A 17,576-nucleotide genomic window follows, 5' to 3' on the forward strand; every position below is an offset into this window, starting at 1 on the left:
ATACACTTGCCACTGGTGACTCCTTTCCCGTGTGTGATGACACGGCTTCTTAAGATCTGCTTGAGCTTTCTATAGTATATCTCGCTGATATATCCGATCTTAATTAACTGAGGGGGGTCACCATGTCCATAGAACTTTCTACAGCTTCTGTAAAATAAGTGAAATTAATTTTCAGAAAAGCCGAAGCAATTGCATGGGAATTCAAGCTATTACCAGGTTAATAAGAAAAGCTCCCCTGTTATTTGTGCCTTTGGCCTTGACCAGATGCGTCGGCGGACCATTTGAATTAGGCACCCCCCCAGACACGACCCAATGATTGACCCGTCTAGGGATTGCGGAGTATATCCGGCAGATAAAATAAAAGATGAGGTGATCGTTAGCTATGCCGACGGGACGGGAGAGCTGTCTTATGAAAGAGAAAAGGTTCTAGGCTATCTTTCTCAAATTGATTATCGCTTTACCCAGGGCATAAAACAAGTTGTAATTGTTGAGCAAGCAGATTGTCCAACCGGAACATCTCTTATTGGTTCTTCATATCAGCCATATTCAAGCGGCATAATATCTTTATGCCGTGATCCTGCAAATGGTTTTTTAGGCAATAATGACTTTGGCGACAATGAAATATTAATGAATATTAACAGGGCAGTTGGCTATCATGTCTGGAGTAAACTAGATGAGCCGACCAGAGCTGATTATCAAAGGGTCAATCGAGCAAATATTGATCTTTACTCCGAGGCAGATAGAGAACGCGCGGTTGTTTACCTTTTTGCCCGCGGTTTTCTTAATAATCTTTTGGCTAGGCCTTATTTACGGCTTGATAATGAAAGAGAGGACGATTATGGTTTTTTCAATTATGAATGGTACCGGGACAACCTCTTTTGCGGCGGAGAAGCGGAAAAGTTAATAGATCCGACGACAAGCTGCGAGCCGCTCGGCGATCAGGGAACCAAGGTGCTTTACGAGCTTGGGGTTAACGAACAGCCAGGCGAGCGGGAGGAAATCGAGCGTGCTTTGTCATTAATTGATCCCAGGTATAAACAAGGAGTAAAATTAGTAAGGGTTGCCGAGTCGGGAATTTGCGGCTCTGGCGCTTATTATACGACAGAAGCGATCGCTTTGTGCAGGGAAATAGGCCCGGATGGCCAGAGTACTTTTGAGCATTTAGCTCCGGGATTAGCAGATGTTTTAGCCCACGAACTTGGCCATAATGTTGATTATTTACTTGGCCAGGGAAAAAGAAGACAAGAAATATACGAGATTTTTGGTTCACCCTTCCCACAAGAATCTTTCGCTGAACATTTTAGAATGTTTATGTTAGGAGGGGAGTATTATCTGACGGTGACCACCGATCCTATAAGTCTTCAGGCATTTTATTGGATAAGAAACATTTTAAATTGCGGTGTTGTTCCTGAAGACATGATATGTTATTATCATCTGCAATTGGGGCAGCATTACTTATTTGCTCAATTAGATTGTCCGCGAGCAATCGCAACTTTTAAAGAAGCCAGAGCTCGTTTCCCCGATGACACTTCTTGCCAGGAACAGATTGGCGAGTTATTAGAGACCGCCCAAAACCCTTACGGTGTTTGCAGGGATCAGCAATAATCGACCGCGTTCCGCGTGCTGTTCGGATAAGTTCAGCTATGTTATAATAATCCGAGGAGGGAAAGTATTTATGAAGCATTTTATTCCTATTGTAATCGAGAGAGATGAGGATGGTTTTTATGTTGTGGAATGTCCTCTCTTTAGGGGTTGCTACACACAAGGGAAAACACTTGATGAGGCCATTAAAAACATAAAAGAGGTTGTTGATATCTGTCTGGAGGAAAAGGAGAATAAGGCTGTTCTAAAAGACTATAACCCAAAGGAAATCAGTTTCTTAACTCTGTCATATGCATAGAACACCTGTTATCTCCGGTGAGAAGGCGGTTAAATGCTTTGAAAAGTTGGGTTATGAAATAACCAGGCAAAAAGGAAGCCACATCCGGCTTCATCACAGGGTTGACAAGGATAAAAAGCCGTTAACCATCCCAAGACATAAGGAATTGGGGAAGGGACTGCTTCGTAAATTAGTTCGCGACGCGGATATTTCGATTGAAGATTTAGTTGGATTATTATAGGCAAGATCAGCAATAATCAACCGCGTTGCGCATTTTAAAGAGCTGGTGGGACTGAGGGACAAAACGCCCCCCCTTAACTTCTAAAAGATTGCGCGTTACGATATTATCTCCCTCAAGCCCGGGATAAACCCCGAAATCCCCATTTTTCATGAATTGGAAAATAGCGTCGCCATAACGGAGACCCAGGATCCTGTCCATAACGTGGGCAACCCCGCCGCGAATAGCGTGGCCGCAATTTTGGTAGCGGTATTCAAACCCCTTGGTATGCTTCTCCAGGATGGCGAAGATATATTCGCCGATCCCGCCTAGCTGTTCGTTGCCGAATGAATCCTTCTTTTTTGGCATCTCGTGGCGCGCCTTGACGAGGCTATATTTCGGGTCGGCGATGACAGTATCAAGCATTTTTTGATGCTTTTTATTGATCTCTTCCGGGTAACGGTTATCAAAGAGGCGGACCCCTTCAGAAACGACCACCACGCAATGCTGTTTCATGGCGATTGACTTCTCCACTTGCTTGATCACCTTCTCCATGTCCAGGACCTCTTCAGGGAGAAGGGTGATCTCGGCGCCGCCGGCGATTCCGGCCCAGAGGGCGACCCAGCCAGCATGGCGGCCCAATAGTTCCACGATAAAACAACGGTTGTGGGATTCGGCGGTGGTCCGGATGTTCTCGATAAAATGGACCGATTCCTCCACAGCCGACTCAAAGCCGTAAGTCATTTCAGTCCCATAGACATCGTTGTCCATCGTTTTGGGGGCGCCAAACATCGGAAATGCGTACTGCTGGCCTAGTTTGCCGGCCGCTCCCAGGGTATCGTCCCCCCCCAGCACGCAAAGGCAGTCGATCTTTAATTTTTTCAGGTTTTCCATGGCTTTTTCCGGAGCTTTCGCCTCAAGGTTGGCTTTGGAGAAGAGGTTGGTTCTGGAAGATTTTAGGATTGTCCCGGCTACGGTGAAAGAGACCTCGATGTCTTGCAGGTCCAGCTGCTGGACGATCTTGTCAATTTCTGTTTCGGGGTCCCTGGTCAGCGACTTCCACCCTTCCAGCAGGCCGACCAGTTCCATCTGTTCCGCTTTGGGAAGGGAAAGGTTGGCCTGGTTGATCCGCCGCAGTAGCCCGACGATCACCGCGTTATGCCCGGCGCAATCGCCGCCGCCGGTTAAGATGCCGATTTTTCGAATGTTAATCTCTTTACCCTGGAAATTGACTTTCATATCCTATTCTTCCTTTCTTAAGCCTTCCCCGCCGAGCCTAACACATTGGTGTTTTTGGCTACAATAAGCTTCTTCAGTTCTTCTCTGGCCGGTCCAAGATATTTTCTCGGATCGAACTCGCCCGGCTTTTCCGAGAAAACCTTCCGGATAATGGCGGTCATGACCAGCCGGCCGTCGCTGTCAATATTGATCTTGCAGACCGCTGACTTGGCCGCTTTGCGCAGCTGTTCTTCAGGAACGCCGACCGCGTTGTCCATCTTGCCGCCAAATTTGTTGATCATGGCGACATATTCCTGAACGACCGAAGAAGCGCCATGTAGAACGATCGGAAAACCGGGGAGCCGCTTTTCAACTTCCGCTAAAATATCAAAGCGGAGAGGGGGGACTGATTCTCCCGGTTTAAGTTTGAATTTGTAAGCACCGTGAGAGGTGCCGATCGAGATCGCCAGAGAATCGACCCCGGTCTTTTTCACGAAATCTTCGACCTGGTTGGGGTCCGTGTAAGTATGGTGTTCTGCTGAAACCTCGTCTTCGATCCCGGCCAGGACACCAAGCTCTCCTTCTACGGTAACATCGTATTTATGGGCGTAATCCACCACCTGGCGGGTCAGTTCGGCGTTCTTTTCATAGGGGTGGCTGGAACCGTCGATCATGACCGAAGAAAACCCGTAGTCGATGCAAGATTTGCAGAGTTCAAAAGTGTCCCCGTGGTCAAGGTGAAGACAGATCGGTATGTTGCTCTTCAAGTCCTTGCGGCACATCTCGACCGCTCCCTGGGCCATGTAGCGGAGAAGGGTCTGGTTGGCGTATTTCCGGGCGCCGCTGCTGACCTGGATAATAACCGGGGAATTGCTTTCCGCGCAGCCGCCGATGATCGCCTGCAGCTGCTCCATATTATTAAAATTGTAAGCCGGGATCGCGTACTTTCCCTCCATCGCTTTTTTGAACATCTCTTTGCTATTGACCAACCCTAACTCTTCATATAAACGCTTTGCCATGTTAATTACCCCTTCCTTTTTTATTTAAAACTTTACCAGCTTAGCAAAACTATCCGCCTTCAGGCTTGCTCCTCCCACTAGCCCGCCGTCAATGTCGGCTTGCGACATCAGGATTTTAATATTATCCGGAGTAACGGAGCCGCCGTATAATATTCTGATCTCGTCAGCGGTTTTTCGGTCAAACAACTTGGCTAGCAGTCCGCGGATAAAGGCGTGGACCTCCTGGGCTTGTTCAGGCGTGGCGGTTTTGCCGGTCCCGATCGCCCAGACTGGTTCGTAGGCGATAACCAACGACTGACAACTCTCAACCTCCAACCCGGCCAGCCCTTCGCGGGTTTGTTTCTCAATAACTTTTAGTGCCTCTCCTTTTTCCCGTTGCTCCAACGTTTCTCCAACACAAACGATCGCTTTTAAATTATGTTTAATAGCGGATTTGACCTTTTTGTTGACCGTTTCATCGGTTTCTCCAAAATATTGTCGGCGTTCCGAATGGCCAATGATCACATAAGTCGCGCCGACTGACTTCAGCATTGTCGCGGAAATTTCACCGGTAAAAGCCCCTTTTTCTTCCCAATGCAGGTTTTGTCCCCCGACCATAACGACCGAGTCGCGGAGAGTGTCCGAGACCTGGCTGATCGCGGTAAATGGCGGACAGACCAGGATGTCGCGGTCATTGACCTCGGCGACCAGGTTTTTCAGTTCGGTCGCCAGTTTGACCGATTCCGCGGCGTTAGTGTTCATTTTCCAGTTCCCTGCCAAAAGTGGTTTGCGCATTGTTACTGCTCCTTTAAAAGAATAAAGTACATTATAGCTAAGAGCGGCTGGATTGTAAATTGCTCTTTTATTTGAGAGGGAGTGTGCTACAATTTTCCCATGCGCAGAACGAAAATTGTTTGCACCCTTGGGCCCGCCACAGATAATCCTGAAGTCCTTAAGCGAATGATCCATGCCGGGATGAACGTTGCCCGGCTCAATCTTTCCCACGGCACATATGAAGAGCATGAAAAACGTCTCCAGCTTCTCCGCAAGATCGCTCCCAATGTCGCGGTTATGGTCGACCTTCAGGGGCCGCGGATCCGGACCGGTGCGTTGAGGAATAAAACAGTCGACCTGCAAACCGGCGAGATGCTTACCTTGACCACCCAGACGATCGCCGGCGATAACAAAATTATCTCTATTTCACCCGCCGGGATCATTCCGGATATCAAAGTCGGTGAAGTGATCCTTTTGGCCGATGGGAGCGTTACCCTGAAGGTTACCGCTAAACGGCAATCGAACATTGAATGCCTGATCGTGGAAGGAGGGGTGATCGGCGAACATAAAGGGGTCAACCTGCCTCATACCAAACTCAAATTGCCTTCATTAACGGCTAAAGACAAAAAAGATGTAGAGTGGGGGTTGAAGCAAAATACCGACTTTTTTGCCCTTTCGTTCGTCCGCAAGGCGGCCGATATTCTTGAGCTCAAAAAACTGATCAAAAGAGCGGCGGTGCCGGTCATCGCCAAGATCGAGAAGCCGGAAGCGATCACCAATCTGGAAACGATCATTACCGCGGCGGATGGGGTCATGGTCGCCCGGGGAGACCTGGGGGTTGAGCTCTCGCTGGAAAAGGTGCCGATCATCCAAAAGGATGTGATCGAGCTTTGCCGTCTTTTTGAGAAACCGGTAATTGTTGCGACCCAGATGCTGGAGTCAATGGTCCTGGAGCCTTCGCCAACCCGGGCGGAAGTTTCTGACGTCGCTAACGCGATCTTTGACGGGGCCGACGCGGTAATGCTCTCGGCCGAAACCTCGATCGGCAGGTTCCCGGCGGAAACGGTGGAAATGATGGGGCGGATCGCCGAGGAAGCGGAAACCAGGCTTAAAATATTTCCGGCGGATATCAGCCTGGAGAACAACATTGATACCGCGGTCGCCCACGCGGCCGGGATATTGGCCAGAGTGATGAACGCTAAAGCGATCGTCACCTTTACCGAGACCGGTTCAACCGCTTTGCGGGTCTCCAAACAGCGGCCGGAGATGCCGCTCTTTGGGGTAGTGACCAGTGATCGGGCATTCCGCAGATTAAACCTTTATTACGGGGTTCAGCCGGTCAAGATCGGCGGGTTCCGCTACATTGATGAAATGGTTATGAGGACCCAATTGGTGCTTCAGGAGAAATGGCTTAAGAAGGACGATCTGGTCGTGATCACCGCTGGGGTGCCGATTCACATTCCGGGGACGACAAATTTAATTAAGGTTCATCGGCTTGGGGAAATAATTAATTTATAAAAAACCGCCCAAGGTTAAAAGCTTGAGCGGTTTGATAGATTAGGAAAAATATTATTTTTTCTTTAACCGGATAATTGCAACAGAATAAGTATTTGGGTCGGTAGTTAGGGTATAGCTGACAACATTATACCCTAGTTTTCTGGTGGTGACTTTGTATTCTGTTTGGTTTCTTGTTGTTGAGGCTATCCCTTTTGAGCTTGTGTATATAGAAAAAGATGTTTTTTTGCCATCGGAAAAAGTGTTTTGTGCGCTACTAATCGGCGTTCCTGTTGCCGTGGCAATAGCTGCTTTGGCCTGTGCTAAGCTTAAATTGTTTTTAACAGTTGTTTCCGGTCCGACTTCTTCAGAACCGGATTTGTTGGCGGTTACATCAATAACCTTGATCATATATTTGCAGTTTGCTGGCTGGGGAATTTCCGTCTCGGATGTATTTGCTTTAGCAACAGAAAGAAAGAAACCAGTCATTATAAATACTGATATAACTAAGATTGTTTTTCTCATATAATTCTTCTCCTCCTATGAATGATTTGAAATGTATTGGTGGATTCAATCGACCAGTTTATTGCTTTGAATCCTCGCTTAAAGATTAAAAAAATCCAAGGACAATATAGCATGAAATAAAAGCGATTGCAACTAGTATAATTTAGGTTAAATGGTCCCCACCTAGGTATGGGTCTCAGCCGGCAGAGGGGTATATCGGGTCGAGCGGCCGGCCCCTTCGCTTTGCGCCAGATGTTTATTTACCAGCAAGGTCAATTCTATATGGGCGGTCTTATGGGAGACGTCAAAGGCTTCCCGGTATTCCCGGTTGGTGATACTGCCATGTTCGGTGATGATCTGCATTGCCCGGAGCTGGCGTTTGTTAAGTCCTTTGCCCGACCAGGGGCTGGCTAAAGCCTGGACCTCATTCTCTTCTGCCGGCCGGGAGATATTTCCGTCACGAATGTAGCAGATATCGTCGGTCCGGTATGGTTTGTCTTCTCCTTCCTGGACGTGCAGGACGACGATCTTTTTTTCAAAACGTTCCACAACTTCAAGCGTAACGCTGATCGCCGGCTGGCAATGGGTTTTGGCGATATTTTTTATCCAGCTTTCAAAATCTTCGCGGAGGGTGGCGCCCAGGAGGTGTTTGCTTTTATCGTCCAAACCGTAAATGACTTTCCCGCCATCAGTGTTGGAGAATCCGACCAGTTCCCTGGCGATGTCGTCCTCTGATGGGACATTTTTTTCAAATTCAACTGAGGGGCCTTCTCCCTGGATCAAGAGCCTTAGAATATCTTCCCAGGTCATGGTAGTGCATATTACCATATGTTATAATCGCAAGCAATGTTTTGGCAATCACTGCTTGATCTGATCTTTCCGCCTCGCTGTGAGGTCTGTAAAAAGCCGGGGAACGAAGCGCTTTGTCCGGACTGCTTCAATCAAATTTCTTTCATGAAACCGGCGCTGGGGATCTATTCGGCCACCAAATATGCCGGAGTGATCAGGAGCGCCATTCAACGGCTCAAGTTTTCCAAACGCCGCCGGCTGGCGGAGCCGCTTGGGGTTTTGCTGGTTAAATACGTCAGCCATACGCCGGTCCTTAACATGAGAGAGATCGATACTCTGATCCCGGTCCCGCTTCATCCCCGCCGTCACAAACTGCGCGGTTTTAACCAGGCCGAACTTTTAACCGTCTCTTTAGCCAAATATTATGATACTCCGGCCGCCAACGCCCTGGTGAGGGTCAAAGAAACTACCCCACAGTTTGATTTGCCGCGCGACGCCAGGCTGGTAAATGTCAAAGGAGCTTTTAAGGTGGCAGACCCCCGGGCAGTTTATAACAAACGGGTTTTACTGATTGACGATATTTACACGACCGGAGCGACGATCGCGGAATGTTCCAGGAGCTTGATGATCGCCGGAGCCAAGAGAGTTGAGGTTTTGACCCTTTCAAGAGCGATGAGCGAATCGGACTAACCGCGCAATGAATTACGCGGTTAGTTAAACTAAGTTTAGTTGAGTAAGCCGCCTTTTTTTGCTACAATTGCCGCAGGAGGATGAATATGCAAATAAATATAACCGGACACGGAACTGAAGTGAGCCAGCCATTAAAGGATTATGTTAATGAAAAGACGGCCAAGTTTGAGGAGTTTTTTGGTAACATTCAAAAAACAGAAGTTGTGCTTGATGCCAGGGATAATGCCAATGCCGATCAACGGCAGGTTGCCGAGATCAGGGTTTGGGTAGCCGGGCATAAAATGATCATGGCGACCGAAGCCGGACGTGATATGTACGCCGCGATCGATCTGGCGGTTGACGACGTCAAGCGCCAGCTGGAAAAGCACAAAGAAATGATGGTTAAAGAACATCGCCGCCAGGGGACAAAACTGAAGCAGATCTCCCGGGAAATACCCGCGTCAGAATAATAACCGCATGATCTTACAATGGATCGCCAAACTGATCGGTTCTTCCGATGAGAAGAAGATCGACGAGCTTCTTCCGATCGTCGAGAAGATCAATAAATTAGAACCGGAGTTCAAAAATCTTTCGGACGAGGAGCTGCGCGGAAAAACGACCGAATTCAGAAAGCTTTTGGCCGAAGGGAAGACCCTGGACGAAATACTCCCCGAAACGTTTGCCGCCGTACGCGAGGCCTCGGTCCGGACGACCGGCTTGCGCCATTTTGACGTTCAGCTTTTAGGCGGGATCGTCCTCCACCAGGGAAAGATCGCCGAGATGCGGACCGGAGAAGGGAAGACCCTGGTTTCGACCCTGCCGGTTTATCTTAACGCTTTGACCGGTCAGGGAGTTCATGTTGTTACGGTCAACGATTACCTGGCCAAAAGGGATAGCGACTGGATGGGGCCGATCCATCGGGCGCTTGGGCTCACCGTTGGTGTGATCCAGCATTCGATGGAGCCGCCGGAGCGCCGCGAAGCCTACGCTGCCGATATTACCTACGGGACCAACAACGAGTTTGGCTTTGATTACCTGCGCGATAACATGGCGATCTCCCTTGAGGACTGCGTCCAGAGAGAGCTTCACTACGCGATCGTCGACGAGGTTGACAGTATTTTGATCGATGAAGCGCGGACCCCGCTGATCATTTCCGGTATGCTTGAAGAAGCGGCGACCAATTACCAAAAAGCTAACGAGATCGCCCGCCGCCTGGCCAAAGCGACCGACTTTGTCGTTGACGAAAAGACCCGCAACGCATCCCTGACCGAACACGGGATCAAGAAGGTAGAGAAAATCCTTGGGGTCGAATACCTTTATGACATCGCGAATATCAGCATTGCCCACCAGATCACCCAGTCGCTGGTCGCCTGGAACATTTTTGAGAAAGATGTCGATTATGTGGTCAAAGACGGCGAGGTTATTATTGTTGATGAATTTACCGGACGACTGATGCAGGGGCGACGCTATTCCGAAGGGCTCCACCAGGCGATCGAAGCCAAGGAAGGAGTGGAGGTCCAGAATGAATCCCAGACCCTGGCGACCATCACCTTCCAGAATTATTTCCGCTTGTATAAAAAGATCTCCGGGATGACCGGGACCGCCAAGACCGAGGAGGGGGAGTTCTGGAAGATCTATAAAATGGAAGTCATGGTTATCCCGACCCATCGCAAGATGGTCAGGCTCGACTATCCGGACCAGATCTACAAAAACAAACGGGCCCGTTTTCGGGCGGTCGTTAACGAAATTATCGAATGGCATAAAAAAGGGCGGCCGGTCCTGGTCGGAACGATCTCGATCGATAATTCCGAGTTGGTCTCCGAAATGCTTCGCCGCCGCGGGATCCCGCACCATGTCCTCAACGCCAAACAGCATGAACGGGAGGCGGAGATCATTTCCAAGGCCGGGCAAAGAGGGATGGTTACCATCTCGACCAACATGGCCGGCCGCGGGACCGACATTGTTTTAGGTGAAGGGGTTGCCGACCTGGGAGGACTGCATGTCATTGGGACCGAGCGCCACGAAAGCCGCCGGATCGATAATCAGCTGCGCGGCCGCTCCGGCCGTCAGGGGGATGCCGGCTCCACCAGATTTTATGTTTCGCTCGAAGATGACCTGATGCGGCTCTTCGGTTCCCAGCGGATCTCCGGGGTCATGGAGCGGTTAGGCTTGGAAGAAGACGTGCCGATCGAACACAATTTGATCTCCAGAGGGCTGGAGAACGCTCAGAAAAAAGTGGAACAGTACCACTTTGGCATCCGCAAACAGGTTTTGGAGTTTGACGATGTCATGAACAAACAGCGGGGTTCGATCTATGCCTTGCGCCGCCGGATCCTGGAAGGGAAAGACCTGAAGACAAAGATCTTTGAGATGATGGAGCAGGTGGTTGGCGAAACGACAGACGCTTTCCTGGTCGATAAGATCGCGCCGGAAGAGTGGGACTGGGCCGGTCTGTTCCAGGCGATCAACGAATTGATCGCGACCGAAGGGCTGGACCGGCTTAAAGAAGAAAAAAACAGTAAAGAAGTCAAGCAAAAGGTCCTTGCCATGTTCGAGCAAGCCTATGTGGAGAAAGAAAAAGAGTTTGGCGAAGAGATGATGCGCTCGCTGGAGCGGATGGTCATGCTTAAAACAATTGACGCCGCCTGGATCGAACAACTGCATAATATGGATGTCTTGCGCGAAGGGATCGGCTTGCGCGGTTACGGCGGCAAAGATCCGCTGGTCGAATACAAGATGGAAGGGTATTCGATGTTTCAGGAGATGATGCGCGGTGTCAGGGCCCAGATCATCAGCCTGATGCTTCGGGTCCAGAAGGCGGAAGGGCCGATAGAGGAAGTCCATCGCCCGCGGCGCCAGTCTTTGACCTATGGGGCTCCGGAAAAAAGGGAGAAGCCGGCGACCGTTCGAGTGGCGGAAAAAGTCGGCCGGAATGATCCCTGTCCCTGCGGATCGGGCAAAAAGTATAAAAGATGCTGCATGAAGAGCTAAAAGAACAATTAGCCGGTTTAAAACTAAAATGCCAGGAGCTAGAGAAGGTCCTGGTAATTGACGAGAAGAGGAAAACCCTTGGCGAGATCGAGACCAAAAGCGCCGATCCTGATCTTTGGTCCGACCAGGAGAGGGCCAGGAAATTAATGCAGGAGAAAAGCCTTTTGGAAAAAGAGGTCAAACAATGGGAAGCCTTGCGCGACCGAATTGACGAACAACTCCTCCTGCTGGAAATGGCGAGCGCGGAGGAACTGGGCGAGCTTTCGCAGGAAATCAAAAAACTGCAAAGCCTGGCGGCCGAACTTGAGACCGCGACCCTGTTTACCGGAGAGTATGACCAAAACAACGCTATTCTTTCCATAAACGCCGGCGCCGGCGGGACTGACGCGCAGGATTGGGGCCAGATCCTGCTGCGGATGTACACCCGCTGGTGCGAGAGTAAAAGTTTTTCTGTCGAGATGCCCGATCTTTCATATGGCGAAGAAGCCGGGATAAAAAGCGCGACCCTGATGATCTCCGGGCCATACGCCTACGGTTATCTGAAAAATGAAGCAGGGGTCCATCGTTTGGTCAGGATCTCCCCGTTTTCTTCCGAAGGGAAACGCCACACCTCTTTTGTCGCGGTTGAGGTGACCCCGGAACTGACCGAAGACATCAAGATCGAGATCAACCCCAACGACCTGCGGGTCGACACCTACCGCGCCTCCGGTCCCGGGGGGCAGAATGTCAACAAGGTCAGCTCCGCGATCCGCATTACCCACCTGCCGACCGGGATCGTGACTCAGAGCCAGTCTGACCGCTCCCAGCATGCCAACCGCGACACGGCGCTCCGCCTGCTTAAAGCGAAGCTTCACGAAATGATGGTCAGGCAGAGGAAAGAAAAGATCGAAGAATTGGCCGGCGAAAAACGGAAGATCGAATGGGGGAGCCAGATCCGCTCTTACGTTTTTCAGCCTTATACCCTGGTCAAGGATAATCGGACCGGTGTCGAAGTGGGGGATGTGCAGGGAGTTGTAGACGGCGATATTGATCCGTTCATTGAAGCGGCGCTGAGAGCTAAAATATAGCGACGGGGTGGAGCAATGTTAAAAAAGATAATTTTCGGGATATTAAAGATCAGTTTGATCGTTTCGGTGCTGGTCGGTTGTTACTCGATCCTTGGCCGCTACTGGAGCGAACAGGAGACCCGGTCGGTTCGGGTCGTGATCGACCTGAATGACCTGAAAAAAGCGGCCGCTTTTGAAAAAATTCCGCTTGATAAGGTTTTAAAACAAGTCAAAAAGATCGGATTTTTTGAGCTGGGAGTCTTTGAAGAGACCTTGCCAGACGCGAATGCCCAGGGGGAGATCTATTACGCCAAGGGAGGGAGCATAAAGAAGCTGGCCGCTTTTTCTCCGGTCTTTACCGATCGGTTGAAAGAGATCAAACCTGACCGGACCTATATTTTTGCCCCGTTTAAAGAGTCGCGCAAACGCCTTTACGAGGAGCTTAACTGGGCGCTTGGACAGAAGGCGGTCCGTTTCCTGGGGGAAGAGGTGATCGAGGTCGATGAGGCGGAAGAAGAACTGCGGATGCTTGGGCTTGGGATCTCGGAACTCCAGAGGAATTACCTGGGCAAGCTTGGTTTTAAGATCGTTCCCAGGGTTTGGAACGATCCGCGTTATCATTTAGGGAATATCGAATCAAAAATTTCCGCGCTGAAGAATTATAAGACGATCATTTTTGACGGTGAGGAGATCCTGGGTTATCCGGAAGGGATCACGTCGCTGGCCGAAGCGCTTAAAAAGTTCAGGATCGGATATGGTTTTGTCGAGATCGTTAAGCAGGACGGGGATGTTCAGTTGAAGCGCTTGATGGAGGGGCGTGTTGTTCGGGTGCATAGCGTTCCCAAGGATGAGCTTAAAAAACTGGAAAAAGCGGAAGTCCTGGGCCGATATTTGAGGGCGGTCAGGGAGCGGCAGGTTAAGCTTCTTTATGTCCGCCCATTTCTTCCCCCGCAGATAGATGCCCTGCCGGTTGAGTTTAATCTCCGGTTTTTTTCTGATCTGAAAAATAAATTGGCCGGGGCAAAGATCACGATAGGCGGAAGCAAGGAACTGGCCCCGCTTAACATGACCAAATGGCAGATCGTCATGATCGGTTGGGGGGTCGTGGTTGGGGCGATCCTGCTGCTCAACGCGTTTATTCTCCTTCCTTTGTGGGCTTTGGCGATCCTGATCCTGGCTGGAGCAAACCTTCTCTTGTTTCTGGCGCCGGAGATCGTGCTGCTTCAAAAGATCCTGGCTTTCGGGGCGGCAGTTATTTTTCCATCCCTGGCGGTGATCAGTTCCGCCAAAAGGCTCGATCGCCAGCGGGGGTTTGTTTTTCTTCAGGTTCTATTGTTTTTCTTCAGAACAATGGTCATTACAGCCCTGGGAATAATCTTTTTGGCCGGTTTATTGGCCGACTCGAAATATATGTCCGGCTCCATGGTTTTTCCGGCGGTCAAAGCGGCGCTGGTCCTCCCCATGATGATCGTTGCCGCCTATTTTCTTTTTAAAGGTGGGGACCTGAACTTATGGCAGAGGGGGAAAGAGCTCCTGCGAACGCAGATCAGTGTTGCCCATCTCCTGGTCGGCTTTATTTTGTTGGCCGCTTTGGGCGTGTTCATTGCCCGTTCCGGCAATTTTTCCCTGCCGGTCCCCGGCGCGGAAAAGATATTCCGAAATTGGCTGGAGATGGTCCTTTTTGTGCGGCCGCGGACAAAAGAGTTCCTGGTTGGCTATCCTTTCCTCTTTCTGGCGGCTGTTTACTATCTCAAGACAAAGGACTGGAACTGGCTCTGGGTCCTGATGGCGATCGGGACGATCGCTCCGGTCTCGGTGACGAACACTTTTTCGCATATCCATACCCCGCTGGCGATCTCGATCATTCGGACCGCTAACGGTTTGGTTCTGGGGCTGATTTTTGGTATTATTGTGGCAGTGATCGCCGGTCGCTGGTTTAAAACCTCAAAAGAAGGTGGATAAAAAATGCGCGTATTGTTATCCGGTTATTATGGTTTTGGGAATGTCGGTGACGAAGCGGTTCTGGACGCGATCGTCAACGGCTTCCGCCGTCACGACCAGGCCCTGCAAATAACGGTCCTCTCCGCTTCTCCCCAGATGACCGCTCATTTTTATAATGTCAAAGCAGTTGGCCGCTATTCCTGGTTCAATATCCTGATCGAAATGCTCAAGGCGGATGTTTTTGTCAGCGGTGGCGGGACCCTGTTCCAGGACTCGAGCAGCAACCGGAGCTTCTGGTATTACATTAGCCAGGTGCTTTTAGCCAAGATCCTTTTCAAGAAAGTCATGGTCTTTGCCCAGGGATTTGGTCCGCTTACCGGCCGGATAAACCGGCAAATTGCCGCTCTGGCCCTGAAGCGGGTCAACGTCATCACGGTTCGCGACAATGAATCAAAAAAGAAAATGGCCGAGATCGGGGTCAAACCGGACAAGATCAGGGTTACTGCCGATCCGACCTTTCTTTTAAGCAATCCTTCGACGCTTGAAGGGCGTAAGGTCCTGGCCCTGGAAGGGGTGGCGACCAATAAACCGCTGCTCGGGGTTTCGGTCCGCAGTTTGCCTAAAAGGCAGGGGGTGGAACTTCCGTTCTATCGGGCCCTGGCGGAGATGCTTGACTCGTTTGTGGAAAAGAACGGACACCAGGTCGTTTTTCTGCTTCTGCACTGCCCCGAAGATATGAGAGAAACATCCAAAGTGATCAATTTCATGAGCCATAAATCGAACGTGGTCTTTAAGATCTGTTCTCCTCAGGAAATGCTGTCGGTCATTTCCCAGTGCGACTTCCTGATCGGGATGAGGCTTCATTCCCTGATCTTTGCCGTTAAATCTATCGTACCCGCATTTGGGCTCTCCTATGATCCCAAAGTAAAATCTTTTATGGATAGCGTTGGTTCTTCCTGTCTCTCTGTTGATGAAGTTCTTGACCCCACCAGGCTGGAAAAAACGGTCGAAGCGCAATTCGCGATCAGGGAAGCTAGCAAGAAACTGCTGGAAAAAGTCCTGATCGATCTGCGGGAGAAAGCGGAAGAGAATTTTACGGTCTTTTTCCGTTCTTTCAAGTAGCCTTTTTCATGAAGTTCCTGGTGATCGGCGCGGATGGCCAGCTTGGGACCGATCTGCTGAAAATTATCCCCAAAAAAGATGCCGTTCCTTTGACCTTGAAAGACCTTGATATTACTGACCGGTTAAAAGTTAATAAAGTCGTTCAAGAATATCGGCCGGAAGTAATTATTAACACTGCCGGTTATTCAAGGGTTGATGAAGCGGAGTCGAACTCCGGTCTGGCCTTTGCGGTTAACGCCGAAGGGGCGAAGAACCTGGCGGCGGCTTGTCAGGAGGTCGAAGCCAGACTGGTCCACATTTCAACCGATTATGTTTTTAACGGTCAAAAGCATTCTCCTTATCAGGAGACCGATCGGCCGGAGCCGTTGTCGGTATACGCGCGATCAAAACTGGCCGGGGAAGAAGCGATCGCTCAGTTATCAAAACGGCATTTCATTGTCCGTTCTTCCGGTTTATTCGGGGTTGCCGGATGCCTGGGGAAAGGAGGAGGGAATTTTATTGACAGCGTTATAGCTAAAGGGAAAAGTGGGGAGCAATTTAGCGTCGTTGACGATCAATTCTTTTCTCCGACCTATACACTGGACCTGGCGCGAAAAATATACCAGCTGGTCCAGACCGATCATTTTGGCTTATATCATATCGTTAATCGTGGCGCCTGTTCCTGGTATGAGCTGGCGCTCAAGGCGTTTGAACTGGCCGGACTTAAAGTGAACTTTTCGGCTTCTAAGTTTGCCGAACTCAATGCCAGGACCCCGGCCAAGCGCCCTACTTTTTCAGCCTTAGATAATGCCAATTTGCGGGCGATCGGTCTGGATGAGCTGCGTCCCTGGCAGGAAGCTCTGCGGGCTTACATGCTGGAGAAAGGGATAGTCAAACAATGAAGATCGCGATCGTTCATGACTATTTAAATCAGTTTGGCGGGGCGGAAAGGGTGGTTCAGGAGCTTCATGAGCTTTTTCCTGACGCGCCTATTTACACCTCGATCTGCGACCGGTCAAAAATGCCGGCGGGGATCAATGAGGCGAGGATCATTACCTCCTTTATGCAAAATATTCCGGGGATATTTAAAAACTACCGGAAGTATTTCTTTCTATACCCCCTGGCCTTTTCCCTGTTTGACCTGTCGGAATTTGACGTTATTTTGTCTTCAAGCTCCGCGTATGCCAAAGGGGTGCGGAAGAAAAAGGGACAGACCCATATCTGCTATTGCTATACCCCGATGCGTTTTGTCTGGCGTTATCGGGACTACGTAAAACGGGAAAGCTTTCCCTGGATAATTAAGCTGCTGCTTCCTTTGTTCCTTTTCCCGATAAGAATGTGGGACCTGGCGACAGCCAAGCGGGTCGATCATTTTGTCGCGATTTCACGGGTGATCGCTGATCGGATCAGGAAGGTATATAAAAGGAAATCTGTTATAATATATCCACCAGTTGATTGTGAACTATTTCAACCTTCTGGCCGAAATAATGGTTATTTTTTAGTTTGTTCAAGGCTGAATGCTTACAAGCGGATTGACATTGTGGTAGAAGCCTTCAATAAACTTGGTCTCCCTTTGAAGGTTGTGGGAGAAGGGCCTGACCGGGAACGGCTGGTAAAACTAAGCCAACCTAATATAGAATATTTTGGCAGGTTGAGCGATTCGGCGATCAAGGAAATGGTTGCTGAATGTCAGGGTCTGGTTTTTCCGGGCGAAGAAGATTTTGGCATAGTACCGGTTGAGGCAATGGCTGCCGGGCGGCCGGTGGTTGCTTTTAGGGGTGGAGGGGCGCTCGAAACTATTGTTGACGGGGTAACTGGAATATTTTTTAATAATGGAACGCCAGAGGCGATCGTTGACGCGGTTGAACGTTTGATGCGGAAAAAATTTGATCAGTTTGAAATTAGAAAACAAGCTTTGAAGTTTGATAAATCGATCTTTAGGCAAAGGATGGCGG

Annotated in this window: 17 protein-coding genes; 12 read left to right on the top strand and 5 right to left on the bottom strand. The window is 49.9% G+C overall.

Going from position 1 to position 17,576, the window contains the following annotated elements:
• The first annotated feature begins 312 nt into the window (after positions 1 to 312).
• The 3 genes from KKF06_00110 (at position 313) to KKF06_00120 (ending at position 2,120) form a co-directional block, all read left to right on the top strand.
• The gene (locus KKF06_00110) at positions 313 to 1,605 is read left to right on the top strand and encodes a hypothetical protein (protein ID MBU1616169.1); all 1,293 of its coding nucleotides are present in this window, start codon (positions 313 to 315) and stop codon (positions 1,603 to 1,605) included.
• 70 nt (positions 1,606 to 1,675) lie between these two features.
• A complete protein-coding gene (locus tag KKF06_00115; protein ID MBU1616170.1) occupies positions 1,676 to 1,900 on the top strand; it encodes a type II toxin-antitoxin system HicB family antitoxin in 225 nt (74 codons plus the stop codon).
• The gene (locus KKF06_00120; GenBank protein ID MBU1616171.1) at positions 1,893 to 2,120 is read left to right on the top strand and encodes a type II toxin-antitoxin system HicA family toxin; all 228 of its coding nucleotides are present in this window, start codon (positions 1,893 to 1,895) and stop codon (positions 2,118 to 2,120) included. The genes KKF06_00115 and KKF06_00120 overlap by 8 nt, the downstream gene beginning before the upstream one ends.
• A 6-nt stretch (positions 2,121 to 2,126) precedes the next feature.
• Here KKF06_00120 and KKF06_00125 read toward each other — a convergent pair whose 3' ends face one another.
• The 3 genes from KKF06_00125 to tpiA are packed head-to-tail and all read right to left on the bottom strand — an operon-like array spanning position 2,127 to position 5,107.
• The gene (locus KKF06_00125; protein ID MBU1616172.1) at positions 2,127 to 3,335 is read right to left on the bottom strand and encodes an ATP-dependent 6-phosphofructokinase; all 1,209 of its coding nucleotides are present in this window, start codon (positions 3,333 to 3,335) and stop codon (positions 2,127 to 2,129) included.
• A gap of 17 nt (positions 3,336 to 3,352) precedes the next feature.
• Complete coding sequence (locus KKF06_00130; GenBank protein ID MBU1616173.1) at positions 3,353 to 4,333, bottom strand: class II fructose-1,6-bisphosphate aldolase; 981 nt, start codon at positions 4,331 to 4,333, stop codon at positions 3,353 to 3,355.
• A gap of 24 nt (positions 4,334 to 4,357) precedes the next feature.
• Positions 4,358 to 5,107, bottom strand: coding sequence for a triose-phosphate isomerase (tpiA, locus tag KKF06_00135; protein ID MBU1616174.1), 750 nt, complete (start codon positions 5,105 to 5,107; stop codon positions 4,358 to 4,360).
• 99 nt (positions 5,108 to 5,206) lie between these two features.
• Between tpiA and pyk the strand changes: the two genes are divergently transcribed.
• Positions 5,207 to 6,604, top strand: a complete 1,398-nt coding sequence (gene pyk, locus KKF06_00140; protein MBU1616175.1) for a pyruvate kinase — start codon at positions 5,207 to 5,209, stop codon at positions 6,602 to 6,604.
• 51 nt (positions 6,605 to 6,655) lie between these two features.
• Here the strand turns inward: pyk and KKF06_00145 are convergent, their stop codons facing one another.
• Together KKF06_00145 and KKF06_00150 are read right to left on the bottom strand one after the other, a co-directional pair.
• Complete coding sequence (locus KKF06_00145) at positions 6,656 to 7,105, bottom strand: hypothetical protein (GenBank protein ID MBU1616176.1); 450 nt, start codon at positions 7,103 to 7,105, stop codon at positions 6,656 to 6,658.
• 162 nt (positions 7,106 to 7,267) lie between these two features.
• Positions 7,268 to 7,912, bottom strand: a complete 645-nt coding sequence (locus tag KKF06_00150) for a putative DNA binding domain-containing protein (GenBank protein ID MBU1616177.1) — start codon at positions 7,910 to 7,912, stop codon at positions 7,268 to 7,270.
• Between the two features lie 18 nt (positions 7,913 to 7,930).
• Between KKF06_00150 and KKF06_00155 the strand changes: the two genes are divergently transcribed.
• The 8 genes from KKF06_00155 to KKF06_00190 all read left to right on the top strand — a co-directional run.
• On the top strand, positions 7,931 to 8,563 hold the full coding sequence (locus KKF06_00155) for a ComF family protein (protein MBU1616178.1): 633 nt from the start codon (positions 7,931 to 7,933) through the stop codon (positions 8,561 to 8,563).
• An 86-nt stretch (positions 8,564 to 8,649) separates the two neighbouring features.
• Entirely contained in the window at positions 8,650 to 9,012 is a 363-nt protein-coding gene (gene raiA, locus KKF06_00160) for a ribosome-associated translation inhibitor RaiA (protein ID MBU1616179.1), read from the top strand.
• A gap of 7 nt (positions 9,013 to 9,019) precedes the next feature.
• A complete protein-coding gene (secA, locus tag KKF06_00165; GenBank protein ID MBU1616180.1) occupies positions 9,020 to 11,533 on the top strand; it encodes a preprotein translocase subunit SecA in 2,514 nt (837 codons plus the stop codon).
• Positions 11,515 to 12,600, top strand: coding sequence for a peptide chain release factor 2 (prfB, locus tag KKF06_00170; GenBank protein ID MBU1616181.1), 1,086 nt, complete (start codon positions 11,515 to 11,517; stop codon positions 12,598 to 12,600). Before secA ends, prfB begins: the two co-directional genes overlap by 19 nt.
• A gap of 15 nt (positions 12,601 to 12,615) precedes the next feature.
• A complete protein-coding gene (locus tag KKF06_00175; protein ID MBU1616182.1) occupies positions 12,616 to 14,541 on the top strand; it encodes a hypothetical protein in 1,926 nt (641 codons plus the stop codon).
• 3 nt (positions 14,542 to 14,544) lie between these two features.
• The gene (csaB, locus tag KKF06_00180; protein MBU1616183.1) at positions 14,545 to 15,642 is read left to right on the top strand and encodes a polysaccharide pyruvyl transferase CsaB; all 1,098 of its coding nucleotides are present in this window, start codon (positions 14,545 to 14,547) and stop codon (positions 15,640 to 15,642) included.
• Positions 15,643 to 15,650: 8 nt separating this feature from the next.
• Positions 15,651 to 16,523, top strand: coding sequence for a dTDP-4-dehydrorhamnose reductase (gene rfbD / locus KKF06_00185; GenBank protein MBU1616184.1), 873 nt, complete (start codon positions 15,651 to 15,653; stop codon positions 16,521 to 16,523).
• A partial coding sequence (locus KKF06_00190) for a glycosyltransferase (GenBank protein ID MBU1616185.1) occupies positions 16,520 to 17,576 on the top strand: 1,057 nt, incomplete at its 3' end. The genes rfbD and KKF06_00190, both read left to right, overlap by 4 nt.

The organism is Candidatus Margulisiibacteriota bacterium, from assembly GCA_018822365.1.
In the GTDB taxonomy this organism is placed as follows: Bacteria; Margulisbacteria; WOR-1; order O2-12-FULL-45-9; family XYB2-FULL-48-7; genus XYB2-FULL-45-9.